This is a genomic window from Cedecea selenatireducens (assembly GCF_042138895.1).
GTDB classification, from domain to species: Bacteria; Pseudomonadota; Gammaproteobacteria; order Enterobacterales; family Enterobacteriaceae; genus Cedecea; species Cedecea selenatireducens.
Window position 1 is genome coordinate 1 of the sequence record NZ_JBHIKW010000003.1, and the last position, 17,156, is coordinate 17,156.

Here is a 17,156-nt window from a genome sequence, read left to right on the forward strand (position 1 = left end):
CAAATGCGGGGCGTTTTGTTACAAGCGTTCTGAACCTAGACCAACGTGCCGTAAATCGTCAGCAATGCGACGACAACGACAATCACCAGCGAAACCTTTTTCGCCAGAGAAACCGCAGCCTTCGGCGTTTTCATCTTATCCTGATGAGGTTCTCGTGCCAGCGAGTACTGCGCCAGCTGCGTCAGGACCTGATACTGAGAAGTATGCCTGTCGGCAAGAGAAGCAAACCACGCGGGAAGCGCTCGCTCGCCGTGGCCCAGCAGGGCATAAGCGACCCCAACCAGGCGCACAGGCACCCAGTCCAGAACGTGAAGAATGCCATCAATCCCCGAGAGCAGGCGCTCATGCGGCGTATGATGCCGGGCAAGCCAGGTCTGCCATGCACGTAAGAAAGCATAACCCGCAAGCGTGACCGGCCCCCAGACTCCGCCAACCACGAACCAAAATAGCGGGGCAAGATAGAAACGGAAGTTAATCCATAGCAACGCGTTTTGCAGCTCGCGAAGGTATTCGCGCTCGCTACATTCCGGCGGAACACCATGAATCAGCGTAAGTTCGCTCGCCATTGCATCACGCGCATGCCCGTCATCATGGCTCGCGGCTTTAAGGTAAGAATGGTAATGCAGCCTGACCTGTCCTGCACCGATGCACAGCACGCCGAGCGCAATCCAGAACACCAGCAGCGGGACGTTAAACAGCAGCCCATGCAAAGCGCGGGTAATCAGGAAAACCACGGCCATAAACGCGGCGGTCATCAACAGCGTTTTTAACAGAGAAAAATGCTTCACCCGCCCAAAAAGCACTTCAAGGCGGTGATCTAGCTGCCAGTGCTCGCCCATCTTGAACAATCGCTCGCCCATCAGGACCAACAGCAGGGTAAACAGGGTCATGTGCTCTCCTTGTCGGTAGCCTTTTCAACCGCACCCAGAAAGCGCGGCCAGTCAAACGAAGGGCCTGGGTCGGTCTTACGACCGGGAGCAATATCGCTGTGGCCCGTCATGTTTTTCGCTATATCAGGATAGTGCTGAATCAGTAACTTAGCTAAAGCTGTCAGTTGCTGATACTGCGCCTCGGTGTAGGCCAGCGTATCGGTTCCCTCAAGCTCAATACCGATAGAAAAGTCGTTGCACTTTTCTCTTCCCTGATAGCTTGAAACGCCCGCATGCCACGCACGTTTATCGAAAGGGACATACTGAACAATTTCGCCGTCGCGGCGAATCAGGCAATGGGCAGAGACGCGTAAATGTGAAATACCGGCAAAGTAAGGATGAGCCTCAGGGCCGAGCGTCCCGGCAAAGAGTGCGTCAATCCAGGGGCCACCAAATTCCCCCGGCGGCAAACTGATATTGTGCACCACCAGCAACGAGGGATTTTCCTCTTCCGGTCGGCCGTCAAAATGCGGGGATGGCAGATGTTTTACCCCCACCAGCCAGCCGTCTTTAAGCTGCATGAGAGGTTCTCCTTAGAGTGGTACTTGAAGTCGCTTCAGAGTAGCATGAAACGATACTAACTTATTCATTCTGGAGTTTTATCATGCCGCCCCGCCGTTATAATCCTGACCGCCGACGTGACGAGCTGCTCGAACGAATTACCCTCGATATACCTCTCGCCGTAGCGCAGGCGCTGCGGGAAGATCTGGGGGGTGAGGTCGACCCGAACAACGACATCACGGCGCAGTTATTACCCCCAGAAAGCACGTCGCACGCGGTCGTCATCACCCGCGAAAATGGCATTTTTTGCGGTAAACGCTGGGTAGAAGAAGTCTTTATTCAGCTCGGTGGGGATGTGACGGTGACCTGGCATGTTGAAGACGGCACGGAAGTCACCAGCAATCAGCCTCTGTTTGAGCTTAACGGCCCGGCACGTGTTCTGTTAACCGGCGAACGAACCGCGCTAAACTTTGTGCAAACGCTGTCCGGCGTAGCCAGCGAAGTTCACAGCTACGTTGCGCTGCTTGAAGGCACTAAAACGCAGCTGCTTGATACCCGTAAGACGCTTCCTGGCCTGCGTACCGCGCTGAAATATGCGGTGCTTTGCGGCGGAGGCAGCAACCATCGTCTGGGGCTGTCCGATGCTTTCCTGATAAAGGAAAACCACATTATCGCCTCCGGCTCTATTCGCCAGGCGGTAGAAAAAGCGTTCTGGATGCACCCTGACGTGCCGGTAGAAGTGGAAGTCGAGTCGCTTGATGAACTGGAGCAGGCGCTGAAAGCCGGGGCTGATATCATCATGCTGGACAACTTTACCGTCGACCAAATGCGTGAGGCCGTCGCGCTGACGCAGGGGAAAGCGCGCCTGGAAGTCTCAGGCAACGTAACCAAAGAGACGTTGAGAACCTTCGCTGATACCGGCGTGGATTACATCTCTGTTGGCGCCCTGACCAAACACGTGCGAGCCCTCGACCTGTCTATGCGCTTCCGCTGACCCTCCATTGCTGCGGGCGTGCCTCCGGTTACGTCCGCAGTTTTGCGCGCCCGCTTCCATTTCGAATGTTGATCAACACAATCGCTATAACTACTGCGGAAGCTATTTCCCGAATCCTGATTTCCCCATTCGCTATTGCCTAACCCGTTTAGCACAGTGCTGCTCTCTAACCAAAGGAGCGGCAAATGAACAAGCAAAAAGGGTTTACGCTAATCGAACTCATGGTGGTGATAGGTATCATCGCTATTCTTAGCGCCATCGGCATTCCGGGGTATCAAAACTACCTTCGTAAAGCGGCATTAACCGATATGCTGCAAACCTTCTTACCCTATCGTACCGCCATTGAACTCTGCGCGATTGAACGGGGCGGAATCAGCAGCTGTAACGCAGGCAGTAACGGCATTGCGGAAACCAGAACGACGCGCTACGTCGGGGCAATGAGCGTAGCCAGCGGTATCGTGACGTTAAGCGGACAGGAATCGCTGAACGGGCTGACGGCAACATTCACCCCACAGTGGAGCGACACCAGCGGCGTAACCGGTTGGGTCAGGAGCTGCAATGCCGAAAACGGCTCCCCTCTAAAACAAGCCTGCGAGGACGTTTTCCGCTTTAACGAAAGCAAAGCAGGAGCTGGCGAATGAACGCAAAAGAGCAGCTTCATTCCCTTTGCCAACACTACAATGCCGTACTGGTAGAAGAGACGCAAAACGTATTACGGATTGCGACGCTTGAAGCCCCAAGTGAGCAGCTGTATGAGGCATTACGCTTTTTCTGTAACAAGCATATTGATGTAGAGATATGGCCCGCTGAAAAGCTGGAGAAATGGCAAACCCACGAATTCACACAACCCTCAGAGAAAGATCACGGCAGCTCGGTGGTCACGCTATTAAATACAACCCTCGCCGCCGCAGTGCAGCAGCGGGCCTCCGATATCCATTTTGAACCCTTCGAGAATGCCTTTCGCATTCGACTCCGCATTGATGGCGTCCTTCAGTGCCAACCGCTGCTGCCGCAGGCAATGATTGCGCCCGTCACCGCCAGGCTCAAAATTTTGGCGAACCTGGATATTGCTGAAAAGCGATTGCCGCAGGACGGACAAATGGATTATCTCGCCGAAGGCGTGAAAGCCTCGTTCCGCGTCTCGACGCTACCTTGCCGCCATGGTGAAAAAGTTGTTTTAAGGATCCTCCAGCAAGGCAAACAGAGTATGGATATGCACTCGTTGGGCATGTCGGAAGGCGAAACAGAGCAATTCACGCATTCACTCGATGCCCCTCAGGGCATGATTTTGGTTACCGGGCCTACCGGCAGCGGAAAGACCATAACGCTTTATAGCGCCCTGGCGGCGCTTAACCGGCCGGGCATTAACGTCTGTAGCGTGGAAGATCCGGTAGAAATCCCTCAGGAGGGGCTCAACCAAACGCAAATAAACCCCAAGGCCGGGCTCACCTTTCAAAGCGTCCTTCGCGCCTTATTGAGACAGGATCCGGACGTCATTATGGTCGGTGAAATCCGGGACGGAGAAACGGCAGAAATAGCTATTAAGGCAGCCCAGACCGGACACCTGGTTTTGTCGACGCTTCATACTAATTCTACCGTTGAAACGCTTGTCCGGCTGGAGCAAATGGCGGTTCCTCGCTGGATGATTGCTTCAGCCGTGAATATCATCGTGGCCCAAAGGCTGGTGAGAAAACTTTGCCCCCACTGCAAAAAACGTAGCGAAACGCCCATCAGATTACCCCGCCATCTTTGGCCTTCTGAGTTGCCACAATGGCACGCTCCTGGATGCGAAAGATGCTACGGGGGATATTATGGGCGTACGGCGTTATTTGAACTGCTCCCTTTTTCTGCAGCCCTGCGGGTAGCAATTGCTCAGGGTGAACCTGCGGCTAAGATTGAAGCGTTAGCCAAAGAGCAAGGCATGCGTACGCTGTTCGAGAGCGGCTGCCTTGTGGTCGAACAAGGGCACACCTCTTTGGCAGAGGTTTATCGGGTGTTAGGAGTGCCAAATGCCTAAGCCCCAGCTCTGGTCCTGGGAAGCCATTGACGCCGAGGGGCAGTTGAAGACCGGCGTAATGCTAGCCGGTGAACGTACCTTGTTGGAGGAAGAGCTTCACAAGCAGCAGCTTCAGCTACTCAGTGTTAAAAAATCCTTTATAGCAGGAAGTGCCTGCTGGCACATTCAGCAGAAGATAGACGTTATCCGGCAGCTTGCGGCTCTGCTTCACGCCGGCATTGCCTTAACGGACGCGCTGCTGCTCATTGCGCGTCAGCACCCAAAACCTGAATGGTCAGCTTTATTGCAGCATATTGAACAGCAGGTATCACAGGGCATTCCGCTTTCAGAAACGCTTAAACAGTGGCCCCGTATCTTCCCGCCACTCTTTATCGCCTTATTGCATACCGGTGAACTGACCGGCAGGCTTGCAGAATGCTGCGAGCGGCTGGCCGAGCAGCAAGAACAGCAATATAAACTCACCAAAAAGGTGATGAAAGCCCTTCGCTATCCGCTTTTTATTTTTCTGGTCGCACTGCTGGTTACCGCAGGCATGGTGGGGTTTGTTCTGCCAGAATTCGCTAATATCTACCGCTCTTTTAATGCTCCCCTACCCGCCATTACCCAGGCCGTCATGAGCATTTCAGCGTGGGCAACGACGCAGAGTGGCTGGTGGATTTTGGCCGCTATCATTCTTGCCGTTACAGGCTGGTGGCTTCGTCGTACTCGCCCCAGTCTTCGGGATAAAGAGCAATTATTGCTGCTAAAAATACCGGTGATTGCGCCATTGAGGCGCGGTCAATTACTGAGCCAGATATTCACCGTGCTTACGCTCTCACAACATTCCGGCGTGCCCCTGTTACAGGGGCTTGAGGCGGTTGAGAAAACGCTAACACAGCTTTTCTGGCAACGACAGATAGCGGACATACGCAAGCAGGTTTCCGAGGGCCAACCATTATGGCGAGCGCTGGAGCAGTCGGGCCATTTCACGCCGCTTTGCCAGCAGTTGGTTCGCATCGGTGAGGAATCAGGGTCGCTGGATTTGATGCTCGAACGCTTAGCGCGCTGGCATTATGAGAAAACGCAGGAACTGGCCGAAAACCTTGCCGCAACGCTGGAGCCAGTCATGATGCTGGTCATTGGCTTGATCATTGGCACGCTGGTGATTGCGATGTATCTGCCTATTTTCCAGATGGGAGAGGCCATGAGCGGAGGAGGATGACGCAGCCGCAGCTGCGTCATCAAGGCTCATCAGAGGCTATTGAAAACGCGGTTTTCCTGCTCCGCCACGCGGATGAAGGTGGTGCGTTTAGTCAGCTCTTTCAGGCGAGATGCTCCCACATAGGTGCAGGCTGAACGCAGGCCGCCGAGAATATCACGAGCGGTATTTTCAACCGGGCCACGCAGAGGCAGCTTAACGGTTTTTCCTTCTGCGGCGCGGTACTGCGCAACGCCACCAACGTGGCGGGTCATTGCAGACTCAGAGCTCATGCCGTAAAACAGCATAAATTTCTCACCGTCCTGCTCGACAACGGTACCGCCGCTTTCTTCGTGCCCTGCCAGCATGCCGCCCAGCATGACGAAGTCTGCGCCGCCGCCAAAAGCTTTAGCTACGTCGCCAGGGACCGTACAACCACCGTCGCTAACGATCTGGCCGCCAAGTCCGTGTGCTGCATCAGCACATTCAATTACCGCAGAAAGCTGAGGATAACCCACGCCGGTTTTAACGCGGGTGGTGCATACGGAGCCCGGCCCAATGCCGACTTTAACAATATCAGCGCCGGACAGGATCAGCTCTTCGCACATCTCACCGGTCACTACGTTACCGGCACAGATAACCTTCTCAGGCCAGGCTTCGCGAGCTTTGCTGACAAATTGCGTAAAGTGTTCTGAGTAGCCGTTTGCCACGTCGATGCAGATAAATTTCAGCGCCGGATTAAGGGCAAGAATCTGCTTAGTTTTGGCAAAATCTGCATCGGAAGTGCCGGTTGAAACCATGATATGACGCAGCAGGTTTTCCGGGGTCGTCTTAACAAAGTTGCTCCACTCTTCAACCGAATAGTGCTTATGTACTGCGGTTAGAATGTCGAAAGAGGCCAGCGCTTGCGCCATCGCGAAGGTGCCGACGGTGTCCATGTTTGCCGCAATAATTGGCACACCAGACCACGCAATACCAGAATGCTTGAATGTGAATTGGCGTTCCAGCTCAACGTCAGAACGGCTTTTGAGGGTGGAGCGTTTTGGGCGGATTAAAACGTCTTTAAAACCTAACTTCAAATCTTCTTCAATACGCATATTGCAAATCCCTGGGTCGAATGGCGATGAACACATAAATACGATCGGCGAAACAACGGCCAACCCCAGTGACGCTATCATACGCAGTAATAATGGCTCCGCAAGACTGCGAAAACCGACTTTTTTACGCTACAATCGTTTAAATTTACCTGGTAAACGGTAAAAAGACCGTGGGCGGGAAATTCTTTGTTTTTACGTGATGCCAACTCGCCTAAAAACATTCGTCAGAACTAATTTTATCTTATTGATAAATAAAGCATCAGGATCGATTATTTATGGTTTATACGGTTGCACTTACGGGAGGTATTGGCAGTGGTAAAAGCACCGTCGCCGAAGCCTTTTCCCGCTCAGGCATTACCGTCATCGATGCAGATGTGATTGCCCGCCAGGTTGTTGAACCCGGCCAACGTGCGTTAGCTCTCATTTCTCAACATTTTGGTCCAAAGATCCTTCTGGAAGATGGCTCTTTAAATCGCCGGGCGCTACGAGAAGAGATCTTTAGTTCCCCGCAGCAAAAGCAGTGGCTCAATAATCTACTGCATCCCTTAATCCAGCAGCAAACCCGCGATGAAATTGCTCGCGCCACCTCACCTTACGTGCTGTGGGTCGTTCCGCTGCTGGTAGAAAACAATCTGCAACAAAGAGCTAACCGGGTTTTAGTGGTGGACGTCTCCCCTGAAACTCAGATTGCGCGTACCATGCTGCGGGACAATGTCTCTCGCGAGCACGCGCAGCAGATCCTGGCCGCTCAGGCGTCCCGGGAAGCTCGTCTCGCCGTTGCAGATGACGTAATTAATAATGACGGCAGCCCACAAGACGTTGTCGTGCATGTTGACCGCCTGCATCGCCAGTACCTGAAACTGGCTGCACAGGCCGCACAACAGGAAACAAAATAATGAACACTCAGGTTCTTTTCGAACATCCACTGAATGAGAAAATGCGCACATGGCTGCGTATTGAATTTTTGATCCAACAGCTACAGTCAGCGCTCCCCGTCAGCGACAGCGCTAAGGCACTGCATTTTTTTCGTAACATCGGCGACTTACTGGATGTGTTTGAAAGGGGCGAAATCCGCACCGAGATCCTTAAAGAACTGGGCCGGCAGCAGCGCAAACTGTTGAGCTGGTCGGAAGTCCCTGGCGTTGATATGCAGCGTATCGACACGCTGCGCAGCCAGTTGGAAAGTTGCGGCAGCGTGTTAATGGCCGCGCCGCGTATCGGGCAAGTACTGCGAGAAGATAGGCTGATTGCGCTGGTAAGACAGCGTCTTAGCATCCCTGGAGGCTGCTGTAGCTTTGATCTGCCCACGCTGCATATCTGGCTTTATCTGCCGCAGGAGCAGCGAGATGCTCAGGTCGATTTCTGGCTGAAGACCCTCGAACCGGTAAAACAATCGCTCGATCTGCTGCTGGATATCATTCGTAACTCGGCGCCGTTCCGTAAACAAACCAGCCTTAATGGCTTCTACCAGGATAACGGCGATGATGCCGACCTGCTGCGCCTGCATCTTAGCCTTGGTGACCAGCTTTATCCGCAGATTTCCGGCCATAAAAGCCGCTTTGCGATTCGTTTTATGCCGCTGGACTCGGAACAAGGTCTGGTGCCTGAACGTCTCGATTTCGAACTGGCCTGCTGCTAAGGAAAAAACATGAGCGAAGAGACCATCGTCAACTGCCCCGGCTGCGGTAAAGCCGTTATCTGGAACGAGAGCAGCCCTTATCGGCCATTCTGCAGCAAACGCTGCCAGCTTATAGATCTTGGAGAATGGGCCGCAGAGGAAAAACGTATTCCAAGCAGCGGCGACCTTTCTGAAAGCGAAGGCTGGAGCGAAGAGCAGGAACGCTAAGCGTTCAGCAGCTTTAAAATAACGGGCTCATTGGCTGGCGGAAACTCGTCGGCGATGAGCTCACTTTGAGCAATCCAGCGCCCAGGTTGTCCTTCTCTTCCCCAGGGTTCCCCTTCCCACTGTTCAACCAGATAAAACCACAGCGAAATATGGCGATCGGGAAACTGATATTCCAGGGTTTCAAACAGGCTGGCACTTTGCGCCACAATGCCGGTTTCTTCCTGTAGTTCACGGATCACCGCCTGCTCTGGCGACTCTCCAGCCTCAATTTTCCCGCCGGGAAATTCCCATTTATTAGCCATGTGTGCATCGGCAGCACGTTGCGTAATGAAGATTTCACCCTGTTGATTACGGATAATGCCGACGGCGATTTGCAGTTGCTTCATATTCTCAAACTCCACGCGTAAAAAAGGCGCAGCAAGCTGCGCCTTTCCAGGGTTCTCAGACCTTAGCTCAGACGGCCATGGCACTGTTTGTATTTTTTACCGGAACCGCATGGGCAAGGATCGTTACGCCCAACTTTACGATCGCCGGTTTCTGCTGCCAGCGCCTGCGCAGCCTGAGTTTCATCATCCACATGGCTCAGCTGCTGCATACGTGCCAGACGCTCAGCTTCTTCGCGACGCTGCTGCTCCATCGCTTCCACTTCTTCCGGCATGCGCACCTGGACTTTGCTCAGGGTGCTGATCACTTCATATTTCAGTGACTCCAGCATCGCGGCAAACATAGAGAAGGACTCACGCTTATATTCTTGCTTCGGATCTTTCTGCGCGTAGCCACGCAGGTGAATACCCTGACGCAGGTAGTCCATCGCCGCCAGGTGCTCTTTCCACAGAGAATCCAGCGTTTGCAGCATGACGCCTTTTTCGAAGTGGCGCATCATTTCAGCCCCGACAACTTCTTCTTTGCGCTGATAAAGCTCAATTGCCGTCTGCAGAATACGCTCACGCAGCGTTTCTTCGTGCAGTTCAGGCTCTTTATCCAGCCATTCTTTGATTGGCATCTCGAGGTCGAAGTCGTTTTTCAGGCGCTCTTCCAGACCTTCTACGTCCCACATCTCTTCCAGAGACTGAGGCGGGATATGCGCATCAATGGTGACCTTAAAGACGTCTTCACGAATGCTGGCGATGGTTTCACTCACGTCGCTAACGTCGAGCAGCTCATTACGCTGGGTGTAGATTGCCCGGCGCTGATCGTTCGCAACGTCGTCGTATTCCAGCAGCTGTTTACGAATATCAAAGTTACGGCTTTCGACCTTACGCTGTGCGTTAGCTATCGCCTTGGTCACCCATGGGTGTTCGATAGCTTCACCCGGCTTCATGCCCAGCTTACGCATCATGTTGGAAACGCGATCTGAGGCGAAGATGCGCATCAGAGCATCTTCCATCGACAGGTAGAAACGGGAAGAACCGGCATCACCCTGACGACCAGAACGGCCACGCAGCTGGTTATCGATACGGCGAGATTCATGACGCTCGGTACCGATAATATGCAGACCACCTGAAGCCAGCACCGCATCGTGACGAACCTTCCAGTCCGCTTTAATTTGGGCAATTTGCTCTGGCGTTGGATTTTCCAGTTCGGCAATCTCTTCTTGCCAGCTGCCGCCCAGCACGATATCCGTACCACGACCCGCCATGTTAGTGGCGATAGTTACCGCAGCAGGGTAGCCCGCCTGAGCAACAATACCCGCTTCGTTGGCGTGGAACTTGGCGTTCAGAACATTGTGTTTGATACCGGCTTTAGTCAGCTCATTGGAAACCACTTCAGATTTCTCAATGGAGATGGTCCCCACAAGCACCGGCTGACCATTCGCGGTACGCTCTTTAATGTCTTCAATGATGGCGCCAATTTTATCCAGCTCGGTCATGTAGACCAGATCCGGCATGTCCTTACGGATCATTGGGCGGTTGGTCGGCACGACAATGGTGTCGAGCTTATAAATGGAGCTGAATTCGAACGCTTCGGTGTCTGCGGTACCGGTCATCCCTGCCAGCTTCTCGTACAGACGGAAGTAGTTCTGGAAGGTAATAGAAGCCAGCGTCTGGTTTTCGTTCTGAATATCGACGCCTTCTTTCGCTTCAACGGCCTGGTGAAGACCGTCGGACCAGCGGCGACCCTGCATGGTACGGCCGGTGTGTTCATCAACGATAATGACTTCGCCATCTTTTACGATGTAGTCAACGTCACGGGTGAACAGCGCATGGGCGCGCAGTGCAGCGGTTACGTGGTGCATTAACATGATGTTGGCAGGAGAGTACAGAGACTCACCCTCTTCCATCATACCTTCTTGCACCAGCAGTTCTTCAATCAGCACCAGACCACGTTCGGTCAGGTTAACCTGGCGAGACTTCTCATCCACGGAGAAGTGGCCTTCACCCTGGAAGGTGTCGGAGTCTTCTTTTTCCTGGCGTATCAGGTGCGGGATGATTTTGTTTACGCGTTTGTACAGCTCAGAACTGTCTTCAGCCGGGCCGGAGATAATCAGCGGAGTACGTGCTTCATCGATCAGAATGGAGTCAACCTCATCCACCAGCGCATAGTGAAGTTTACGCTGCACGCGCTCTTCCGGGCTGAAAGCCATGTTGTCGCGAAGGTAGTCAAAGCCGTATTCGTTGTTGGTACCATAGGTAATGTCCGCGGCGTAAGCTTCACGCTTGGCCGGAGCAGGCATGCCTGGCAGGTTGATACCTACGCTCAGGCCCAGGTACTCGAACAGGGGACGGTTGTTTTCGGCGTCACGCTGTGCCAGATAGTCGTTCACGGTAACTACGTGAACGCCTTTTCCGCTCAGAGCGTTCAGGTAAGCCGGCAGCGTTGCGGTCAGGGTTTTACCTTCACCAGTACGCATTTCTGCGATACAACGGTCGTTCAGGACCATACCACCAAGCAGCTGTACGTCGAAGTGGCGCATGCCGAAGACGCGCTTACTCGCTTCGCGAACCACGGCGAAGGCCTCTGGGATCAGGTTTTCCAGCACTTCGCCCTTTTCCAGACGAGCACGGAACTCATTGGTTTTAGCCTTCAGCTCATCATCAGTGAGCTTTTCCATCTGTGGTTCCATGCCGTTAATCATGGTCACCACTTTGCGCATACGGCGCAGGGTACGATCGTTACGACTACCGAAAACTTTGGTTAATAATTTGATTAGCATAATAAATTCTCAAACGCCTGCCGTCAGTGCGGTCAATAAATTGTTGTTAGTTAAGAAGATGAGTTAACTGAGGCGAAGCGGACCTGCGCGGATGCCCTGCATCTGACGGATCCACGCAACGGTGCTGAAAACTTCAGCCGCTGGCGATGCCTGGAACGCAGTCTGGCGAACAATTACGGGAGGTTTGCTTTCCTGCGTCAGCAGTGCGCTGAGCGAGTCCAGCAGAGCAAGGTGTTGTGCCTGAAGCGGCACGCTTTCCTGGGCCACCGGCAAAGCCTGGGGGACCATAGCAAAGGAAAGATGACGGATAACGGTGCGGATTGCATGCTGCTGCCAATAGTCCACACTGAAGGAAGGACGCCGCGTGCTCTCCTGCAATAAAACAAGGCTATCAAAACGTAGCTGACGCGCAGGATCGTGGCGACTGGCTGAAGCTTCAGCGGGGATACCGGTTTCTGTGTTACCGTTGAGCGCAGGCATGCCAAAACTCGCCGCGACCATCCCCAACAGGAGATGCGGCCAGAAATAACGTCTGCCAAATTGTCGCCAACGATTTAGAATACCAATCACTTTTTCCGCCGGAGCTTAATGTATGCGCGACAGTCGCCCGCAATCTTTAGAAAATCTGTTCGACGATGCCGGCCAGGAAAGCATGCTGCAGAACGTTCAGCAACGCGCCGTTGTTCTTCTGCGGCTAAACCGGGCAGTGAAAGGCATTTTGCCTGCTCCACTGCACCCCTGGTGTCGGGTTGCCAACTTTCGCCAGGGCATTCTGGTACTTGAAACTGCAAATGCCAGCTGGCTGATGCGTTTACGTTATGAGCAAGCCACGCTGCTCAGTGCATTACGCGCCCAAATCTTACCATCATTGACTTCAATCGACATCAGGATTAATCCATCGCTGGCGGTAAAAGGGCAGGAATCAGTACAAGAAAACACCACTCAGACAGGGAGTGAGAAATACGAAGTGAACCGTCAACTGAGTGAGCAGAGCGCGGAAGCGTTGAGAGAAGTGGCTAAACGTAGCCCGGAGAAATTGAGAGCAACAATAGAACGACTGGCTTCACTGGCCGGAGAGGGTACCAGCAAAACCAGTCGTAATAGATAGCTTAAGCGTTACGCCAGCACCAGGTTAGGTGCTTTAAACGCCAGCGGAAGTTCGGCTTCATCTTCGAAGGTCGCCCATTCCCAGGCTTCCTGCTTAGCCAAAACAGCCTGCAGCAGTTTGTTGTTCAGCGCGTGACCCGATTTAAAGGCGGTAAATGCGCCGATAATATTGTGGCCGCACATGAACAGATCGCCAATGGCATCCAGCATTTTGTGACGAACAAATTCATCTTCAAAACGCAGGCCGTCTTCGTTCAATACGCGATAATCGTCAACAACGATGGCACAATCGAAGCTGCCGCCCAGGCACAGGCCGCGGGACTGCAGATATTCGATATCACGCATAAAACCGAAGGTACGCGCACGGCTAATCTGACGCATAAATGCTTCAGCAGAGAAGTTCATGGCGTAGCGCTGGGTGCTTGCATCAATCGCCGGATGGTTAAAGTCGATGGTAAAATCCAACGAGAAACCATTAAACGGTGACATTTCAGCCCATTTATCGCCATCTTCCACGCGAACCGTCTCTTTAAGACGTATAAATTTCTTGGCCGAGTTCAGCTCGTCAATCCCTGCATCAAGCAGCAGATAGACAAACGGCGCCGCACTGCCGTCCATGATAGGAATTTCTGGCGCATCAACTTCAATCACGATGTTGTCGATGCCCAGCCCTGCCAGGGCAGCGTTGAGGTGCTCTACGGTAGAAATCCGCACATCATGCTCATTGACCAGACAAGTACAGAGCATGGTATCACGCACGGATTTGGCATCAGCCGGGAAATCTACCGGAGGATTCAAGTCAGTGCGACGATAGATGACCCCGGTATTTGCCGGCGCAGGGCGCAACGTCAGTGTGACCTTCTTGCCGGTATGTAAACCGACGCCAGTCGCCTGAACGATACGTTTAAGTGTCCTTTGTTTGATCATCGTATAATCTCGCCATATTACTAAGCTAGCCGAGAGTGTATATCACTAACGGCAGGCCAGTTTAGCACAAAGAGCGGATATGCCCAACTTCCGGTTTATTCTTAATCAGCTTGCTTACGCAGGAACGCTGGAATATCCAGATAGTCAGGCTCTTTCGCTGTTTGTGGCGTATTGTCGTTAACCACTTTAGCGGCCGGTTTCTGCTCTTGAGTCAGCGGAGCCATACCGTGCTGCTGGTAGCGATCCATCACCGGCTGCTGTACCTGCTTGTTAGTCACCAGGGTAATCTCAGGACGTTTATCCATGCCGATACCGGTAGCAACAACGGTTACGCGCAGCTCGTCGTTCATCTCTGGATCCAGAGAAGTACCGATAACCACGGTTGCATTGTCGGACGCGAACGCACGAATGGTGTTACCCACGGTTTCGAACTCATCCAGACGCAGGTCGAAGCCAGCGGTGATGTTAACCAGCACGCCGCGAGCGCCAGACAGGTCGATATCTTCCAGCAGCGGGCTGGAGATAGCCATTTCTGCCGCTTCTTCAGCACGGTCTTCGCCACTAGCCACGCCGGAGCCCATCATGGCGTAGCCCATTTCGGACATCACGGTACGCACGTCCGCGAAGTCAACGTTCATCAGGCCCGGACGAGTGATCAGTTCGGCGATACCCTGCACCGCGCCTTTCAGCACGTCGTTTGCCGCGCCGAAAGCATCAAGCAGAGAAATACCACGACCCAGCACTTTCAGCAGCTTGTCGTTCGGGATAGTGATGAGGGAGTCAACGTGCTTGGACAGCTCAGCGATGCCCTGCTCGGCAAAAGCCATACGCTTTTTGCCTTCGAAGTTGAAAGGCTTGGTCACGACCGCAACGGTCAGGATCCCCAAATCTTTAGCCACTTCAGCCACAACAGGTGCAGCGCCGGTGCCGGTGCCACCGCCCATACCTGCGGCGATAAACACCATGTCTGCCCCGTCCAGCGCAGCGCGTAAAGCTTCGCGGTCTTCTTCCGCAGCATTACGACCCACTTCTGGATTTGCGCCCGCACCCAGACCTTTAGTGATCCCATTACCAATCTGGATCGTCTGGCCGACTGCCGTTTTACGCAGCGCCTGAGCGTCAGTATTAACCGCAAAGAATTCAACGCCTTCGATGCGCTCGCGCACCATGTGTTCAACGGCATTACCGCCGCCGCCACCGACGCCGATGACTTTAATCACCGCGTCGTTGGTCAGTTCCATAGGTTCAAACATAGTTTCTCTCCGTTTTGTGCCTGTCGCCTGAGACCGCTAATTGTCTCCGGTCTCTTATAAAAATTAAAATTCTTTTCTCAGCCAGCTATTCAGTCGCTTAAACCATGAGCCAACAGAGGTCCTTTTTTCCACTTCAGCCTCACCACTGAGATGCGATTCCTTCCCGTAGTGCAACAACCCTACTGCGGTCGAGTAATACGACTCCTGGGCATAGTCAGTAAGGCCAGTAATATTCAACGGCTGACCGATACGCACCTGCGTATGGAACACACGCTGAGCACAGGCTGCCAGGCCTTCAATTTGTGCCGCGCCGCCGGTTAACACAATCCCCGCCGCCAGGTGATGTTTAACACCCTGCTGGCGAAGCTGTTCCTGTAGCTGCAAAATCTCTTCGTTGACCAGGTTGAGCAGCTCGGTATAACGAGGCTCAATCACTTCGGCCAGCGTCTGGCGCTGCAGGCTACGAGGTGGACGACCACCAACGCTCGGGACTTCGACGTTCTCGTCTTTCCCGACAATAGAGCCCAGCGCACAACCATGACGCACTTTAATCGCTTCCGCATCGCTCGGTGGCGTGCCGAAGGCGTAGGCGATATCGCTGGTCACCACGTTCCCCGCATAAGGGATAACTTTGGTGTGACGCAAAGCACCGCCGGTATAGACCGCCATGTCCATGGTACCACCGCCGATATCGACAACACAGACGCCCAGCTCACGCTCATCTTCGGTCAGTACCGCATAGCTCGCGGCCAGACCGGCAAAAATTAATTGGTCAACTTTCAGACCACAACGTTCAACCGCTTTAACGATGTTTTTCGCCATATCGTTATGGCAGGTAATCAAATGCACTTTCGCCTGCATACGAACGCCGGACAGCCCAACCGGATTCTTGATCCCTTCCTGGTAATCAATAGCGTATTCCTGTGGAATCACATGCAGAACGCGGTGTTCATCACGAACACGCACTGATTTTGCCGTATGCACCACATTTTCCACATCTTCCTGCGTCACTTCCTCTTCCGAAATCGGCACCATGCCTATCTCGTTTTGGCAGCTGATGTGCTTGCCCGACAGCGCCAGATAAACAGAAGAGATCTGGCAGTCTGCCATCAATTCAGCCTGGTCAATAGCCCGCTGTACGCACTTAACTACCGACTCGAGGTCATTTACCCCGCCTTTGTCCATACCACGCGATGGGCAGCTACCCACGCCAATAATATTGACCATACCGTCGGGCAGAACTTCCCCTACTAAAGCGGCAACCTTGGCGGTGCCAATCTCCAGTCCAACTACCAGTTTTCTGTCCGTCGCCTTGATCATTGTTGTTCTGCCTGTGCCTGATTCTGTTGCTGATTCGGATTAGGTACCGGAGGAGGAAGAGCCTCCCAACCTACCGCGGCGCCTGAATCGTATCGCAGGTCGACATAACTGATCCGTTTGTTATCAGCCTGCGCCTGCTGCTGCAGAACCGGATAAAGTTCTACAAAACGATCCAGACGTTTCATCGTATCGCCCCGACCAAGGTTGAGCTTAATTCCGTTATTCAGCGTCAACTGCCAGGAGCGGCGGGCGGTCATAGCCGCCTGTTTCAACGTAAACTTATCCTTTGCCAGCACTACGCCCATGTCACGGTAACCTTGCAGAACTTCATTTTCGCTGCCTTCCGGGCCGGAGAGCATCGGTAAAGTCTGCTTGCTGGTGCGTTCTGCTGGCACGCTGAAGGAATTTCCCTCAGCGTCAACCATATGCTGGTCATTCCAACGTGCTATCGGCACATATTCAACCAGATGAATCTTCAATTCGTCCGGCCACTGCTTTCTAACGCTTGCTTGTTTGATCCACGGCAGGCGTTCTATCTGCTGTTGGATAATATTCACGTCCTGGGTCATAAAAGTACCCGGCGGCCCCAGGGCCAGAATAGACTGGCGAATATCATCATTGCGCGTGTAGTGACGTTCTCCCGTCACCACCAGCCTGGAGAGCGGCAAACGCTGGGCGTCTTCCATCCAGCCCACCACAATCCAACCGCCGATAAACACGCTCAACAGTACCGCGCACAGGAAGATCATTCCTGCCAGACGGGACCCATTGCTGCGTCTCGAGCTGGTATTTTCCTCGGCACGATTACGCGCATTCAGTGCAGCCTGCGACATA

Annotated in this window: 18 protein-coding genes; 8 read left to right on the forward strand and 10 right to left on the reverse strand. The window is 53.4% G+C overall.

Features of this window, described 5'->3' with window-relative positions:
- Window positions 1–35: 35 nt before the first annotated feature.
- Together ampE and ampD are read right to left on the reverse strand one after the other, a co-directional pair.
- Window positions 36–890: a beta-lactamase regulator AmpE gene (ampE, locus tag ACE38U_RS05405; RefSeq protein ID WP_375529309.1), complete on the reverse strand. Its 855-nt coding sequence runs from the start codon at window positions 888–890 to the stop codon at window positions 36–38.
- The gene (gene ampD, locus ACE38U_RS05410) at window positions 887–1,450 is read right to left on the reverse strand and encodes a 1,6-anhydro-N-acetylmuramyl-L-alanine amidase AmpD (protein ID WP_375529310.1); all 564 of its coding nucleotides are present in this window, start codon (window positions 1,448–1,450) and stop codon (window positions 887–889) included. Before ampD ends, ampE begins: the two co-directional genes overlap by 4 nt.
- Window positions 1,451–1,533: 83 nt before the next feature.
- Here ampD and nadC point away from each other — a divergent pair, with 83 nt between their 5' ends.
- The 4 genes from nadC (at window position 1,534) to hofC (ending at window position 5,642) form a co-directional block, all read left to right on the forward strand.
- Window positions 1,534–2,424 carry a carboxylating nicotinate-nucleotide diphosphorylase gene (nadC, locus tag ACE38U_RS05415; RefSeq protein ID WP_038475535.1) on the forward strand — a complete coding sequence of 297 codons (891 nt, stop codon included), beginning with the start codon at window positions 1,534–1,536 and terminating at the stop codon, window positions 2,422–2,424.
- 185 nt (window positions 2,425–2,609) lie between these two features.
- On the forward strand, window positions 2,610–3,065 hold the full coding sequence (gene ppdD / locus ACE38U_RS05420) for a prepilin peptidase-dependent pilin (protein ID WP_176982171.1): 456 nt from the start codon (window positions 2,610–2,612) through the stop codon (window positions 3,063–3,065).
- Complete coding sequence (gene gspE, locus ACE38U_RS05425; protein ID WP_375529311.1) at window positions 3,062–4,441, forward strand: type II secretion system protein GspE; 1,380 nt, start codon at window positions 3,062–3,064, stop codon at window positions 4,439–4,441. The genes ppdD and gspE overlap by 4 nt, the downstream gene beginning before the upstream one ends.
- Window positions 4,434–5,642 (forward strand): protein transport protein HofC, encoded by a 1,209-nt coding sequence (hofC, locus tag ACE38U_RS05430; protein ID WP_375529312.1) that lies wholly within the window; start codon window positions 4,434–4,436, stop codon window positions 5,640–5,642. The genes gspE and hofC overlap by 8 nt, the downstream gene beginning before the upstream one ends.
- A 29-nt stretch (window positions 5,643–5,671) precedes the next feature.
- On the opposite strand, the gene ACE38U_RS05435 is transcribed toward hofC, so the two are convergent.
- Entirely contained in the window at window positions 5,672–6,715 is a 1,044-nt protein-coding gene (locus tag ACE38U_RS05435) for a GMP reductase (RefSeq protein WP_038475546.1), read from the reverse strand.
- A gap of 275 nt (window positions 6,716–6,990) precedes the next feature.
- Here ACE38U_RS05435 and coaE point away from each other — a divergent pair, with 275 nt between their 5' ends.
- The 3 genes from coaE to yacG are packed head-to-tail and all read left to right on the forward strand — an operon-like array spanning window position 6,991 to window position 8,561.
- Complete coding sequence (gene coaE / locus ACE38U_RS05440) at window positions 6,991–7,611, forward strand: dephospho-CoA kinase (protein ID WP_038475549.1); 621 nt, start codon at window positions 6,991–6,993, stop codon at window positions 7,609–7,611.
- Entirely contained in the window at window positions 7,611–8,354 is a 744-nt protein-coding gene (zapD, locus tag ACE38U_RS05445) for a cell division protein ZapD (protein WP_375529313.1), read from the forward strand. The genes coaE and zapD overlap by 1 nt, the downstream gene beginning before the upstream one ends.
- A gap of 9 nt (window positions 8,355–8,363) precedes the next feature.
- Entirely contained in the window at window positions 8,364–8,561 is a 198-nt protein-coding gene (gene yacG, locus ACE38U_RS05450) for a DNA gyrase inhibitor YacG (protein ID WP_038475555.1), read from the forward strand.
- Here the strand turns inward: yacG and mutT are convergent.
- The 3 genes from mutT to secM form a co-directional block, all read right to left on the reverse strand.
- The gene (mutT, locus tag ACE38U_RS05455) at window positions 8,558–8,947 is read right to left on the reverse strand and encodes an 8-oxo-dGTP diphosphatase MutT (RefSeq protein ID WP_375529314.1); all 390 of its coding nucleotides are present in this window, start codon (window positions 8,945–8,947) and stop codon (window positions 8,558–8,560) included. The two genes, yacG and mutT, sit on opposite strands and share 4 nt — an antisense overlap.
- A 62-nt stretch (window positions 8,948–9,009) precedes the next feature.
- A complete protein-coding gene (secA, locus tag ACE38U_RS05460; RefSeq protein WP_038475558.1) occupies window positions 9,010–11,715 on the reverse strand; it encodes a preprotein translocase subunit SecA in 2,706 nt (901 codons plus the stop codon).
- Between the two features lie 63 nt (window positions 11,716–11,778).
- Window positions 11,779–12,285, reverse strand: coding sequence for a secA translation cis-regulator SecM (gene secM / locus ACE38U_RS05465; protein ID WP_038475562.1), 507 nt, complete (start codon window positions 12,283–12,285; stop codon window positions 11,779–11,781).
- Between the two features lie 22 nt (window positions 12,286–12,307).
- Here secM and ACE38U_RS05470 point away from each other — a divergent pair, with 22 nt between their 5' ends.
- Window positions 12,308–12,823, forward strand: coding sequence for a DUF721 domain-containing protein (locus ACE38U_RS05470; RefSeq protein ID WP_038475565.1), 516 nt, complete (start codon window positions 12,308–12,310; stop codon window positions 12,821–12,823).
- An 8-nt stretch (window positions 12,824–12,831) separates the two neighbouring features.
- Here ACE38U_RS05470 and lpxC read toward each other — a convergent pair whose 3' ends face one another.
- From lpxC to ftsQ, 4 genes are all read right to left on the reverse strand, one after another.
- Window positions 12,832–13,749, reverse strand: coding sequence for a UDP-3-O-acyl-N-acetylglucosamine deacetylase (gene lpxC, locus ACE38U_RS05475; protein WP_038475568.1), 918 nt, complete (start codon window positions 13,747–13,749; stop codon window positions 12,832–12,834).
- A gap of 101 nt (window positions 13,750–13,850) precedes the next feature.
- Window positions 13,851–15,002 (reverse strand): cell division protein FtsZ, encoded by a 1,152-nt coding sequence (gene ftsZ / locus ACE38U_RS05480; RefSeq protein WP_008461800.1) that lies wholly within the window; start codon window positions 15,000–15,002, stop codon window positions 13,851–13,853.
- A 63-nt stretch (window positions 15,003–15,065) separates the two neighbouring features.
- A complete protein-coding gene (gene ftsA / locus ACE38U_RS05485; RefSeq protein WP_008461798.1) occupies window positions 15,066–16,322 on the reverse strand; it encodes a cell division protein FtsA in 1,257 nt (418 codons plus the stop codon).
- The gene (gene ftsQ / locus ACE38U_RS05490) at window positions 16,319–17,155 is read right to left on the reverse strand and encodes a cell division protein FtsQ (RefSeq protein ID WP_038475571.1); all 837 of its coding nucleotides are present in this window, start codon (window positions 17,153–17,155) and stop codon (window positions 16,319–16,321) included. Before ftsQ ends, ftsA begins: the two co-directional genes overlap by 4 nt.
- Window position 17,156: the final 1 nt, after the last annotated feature.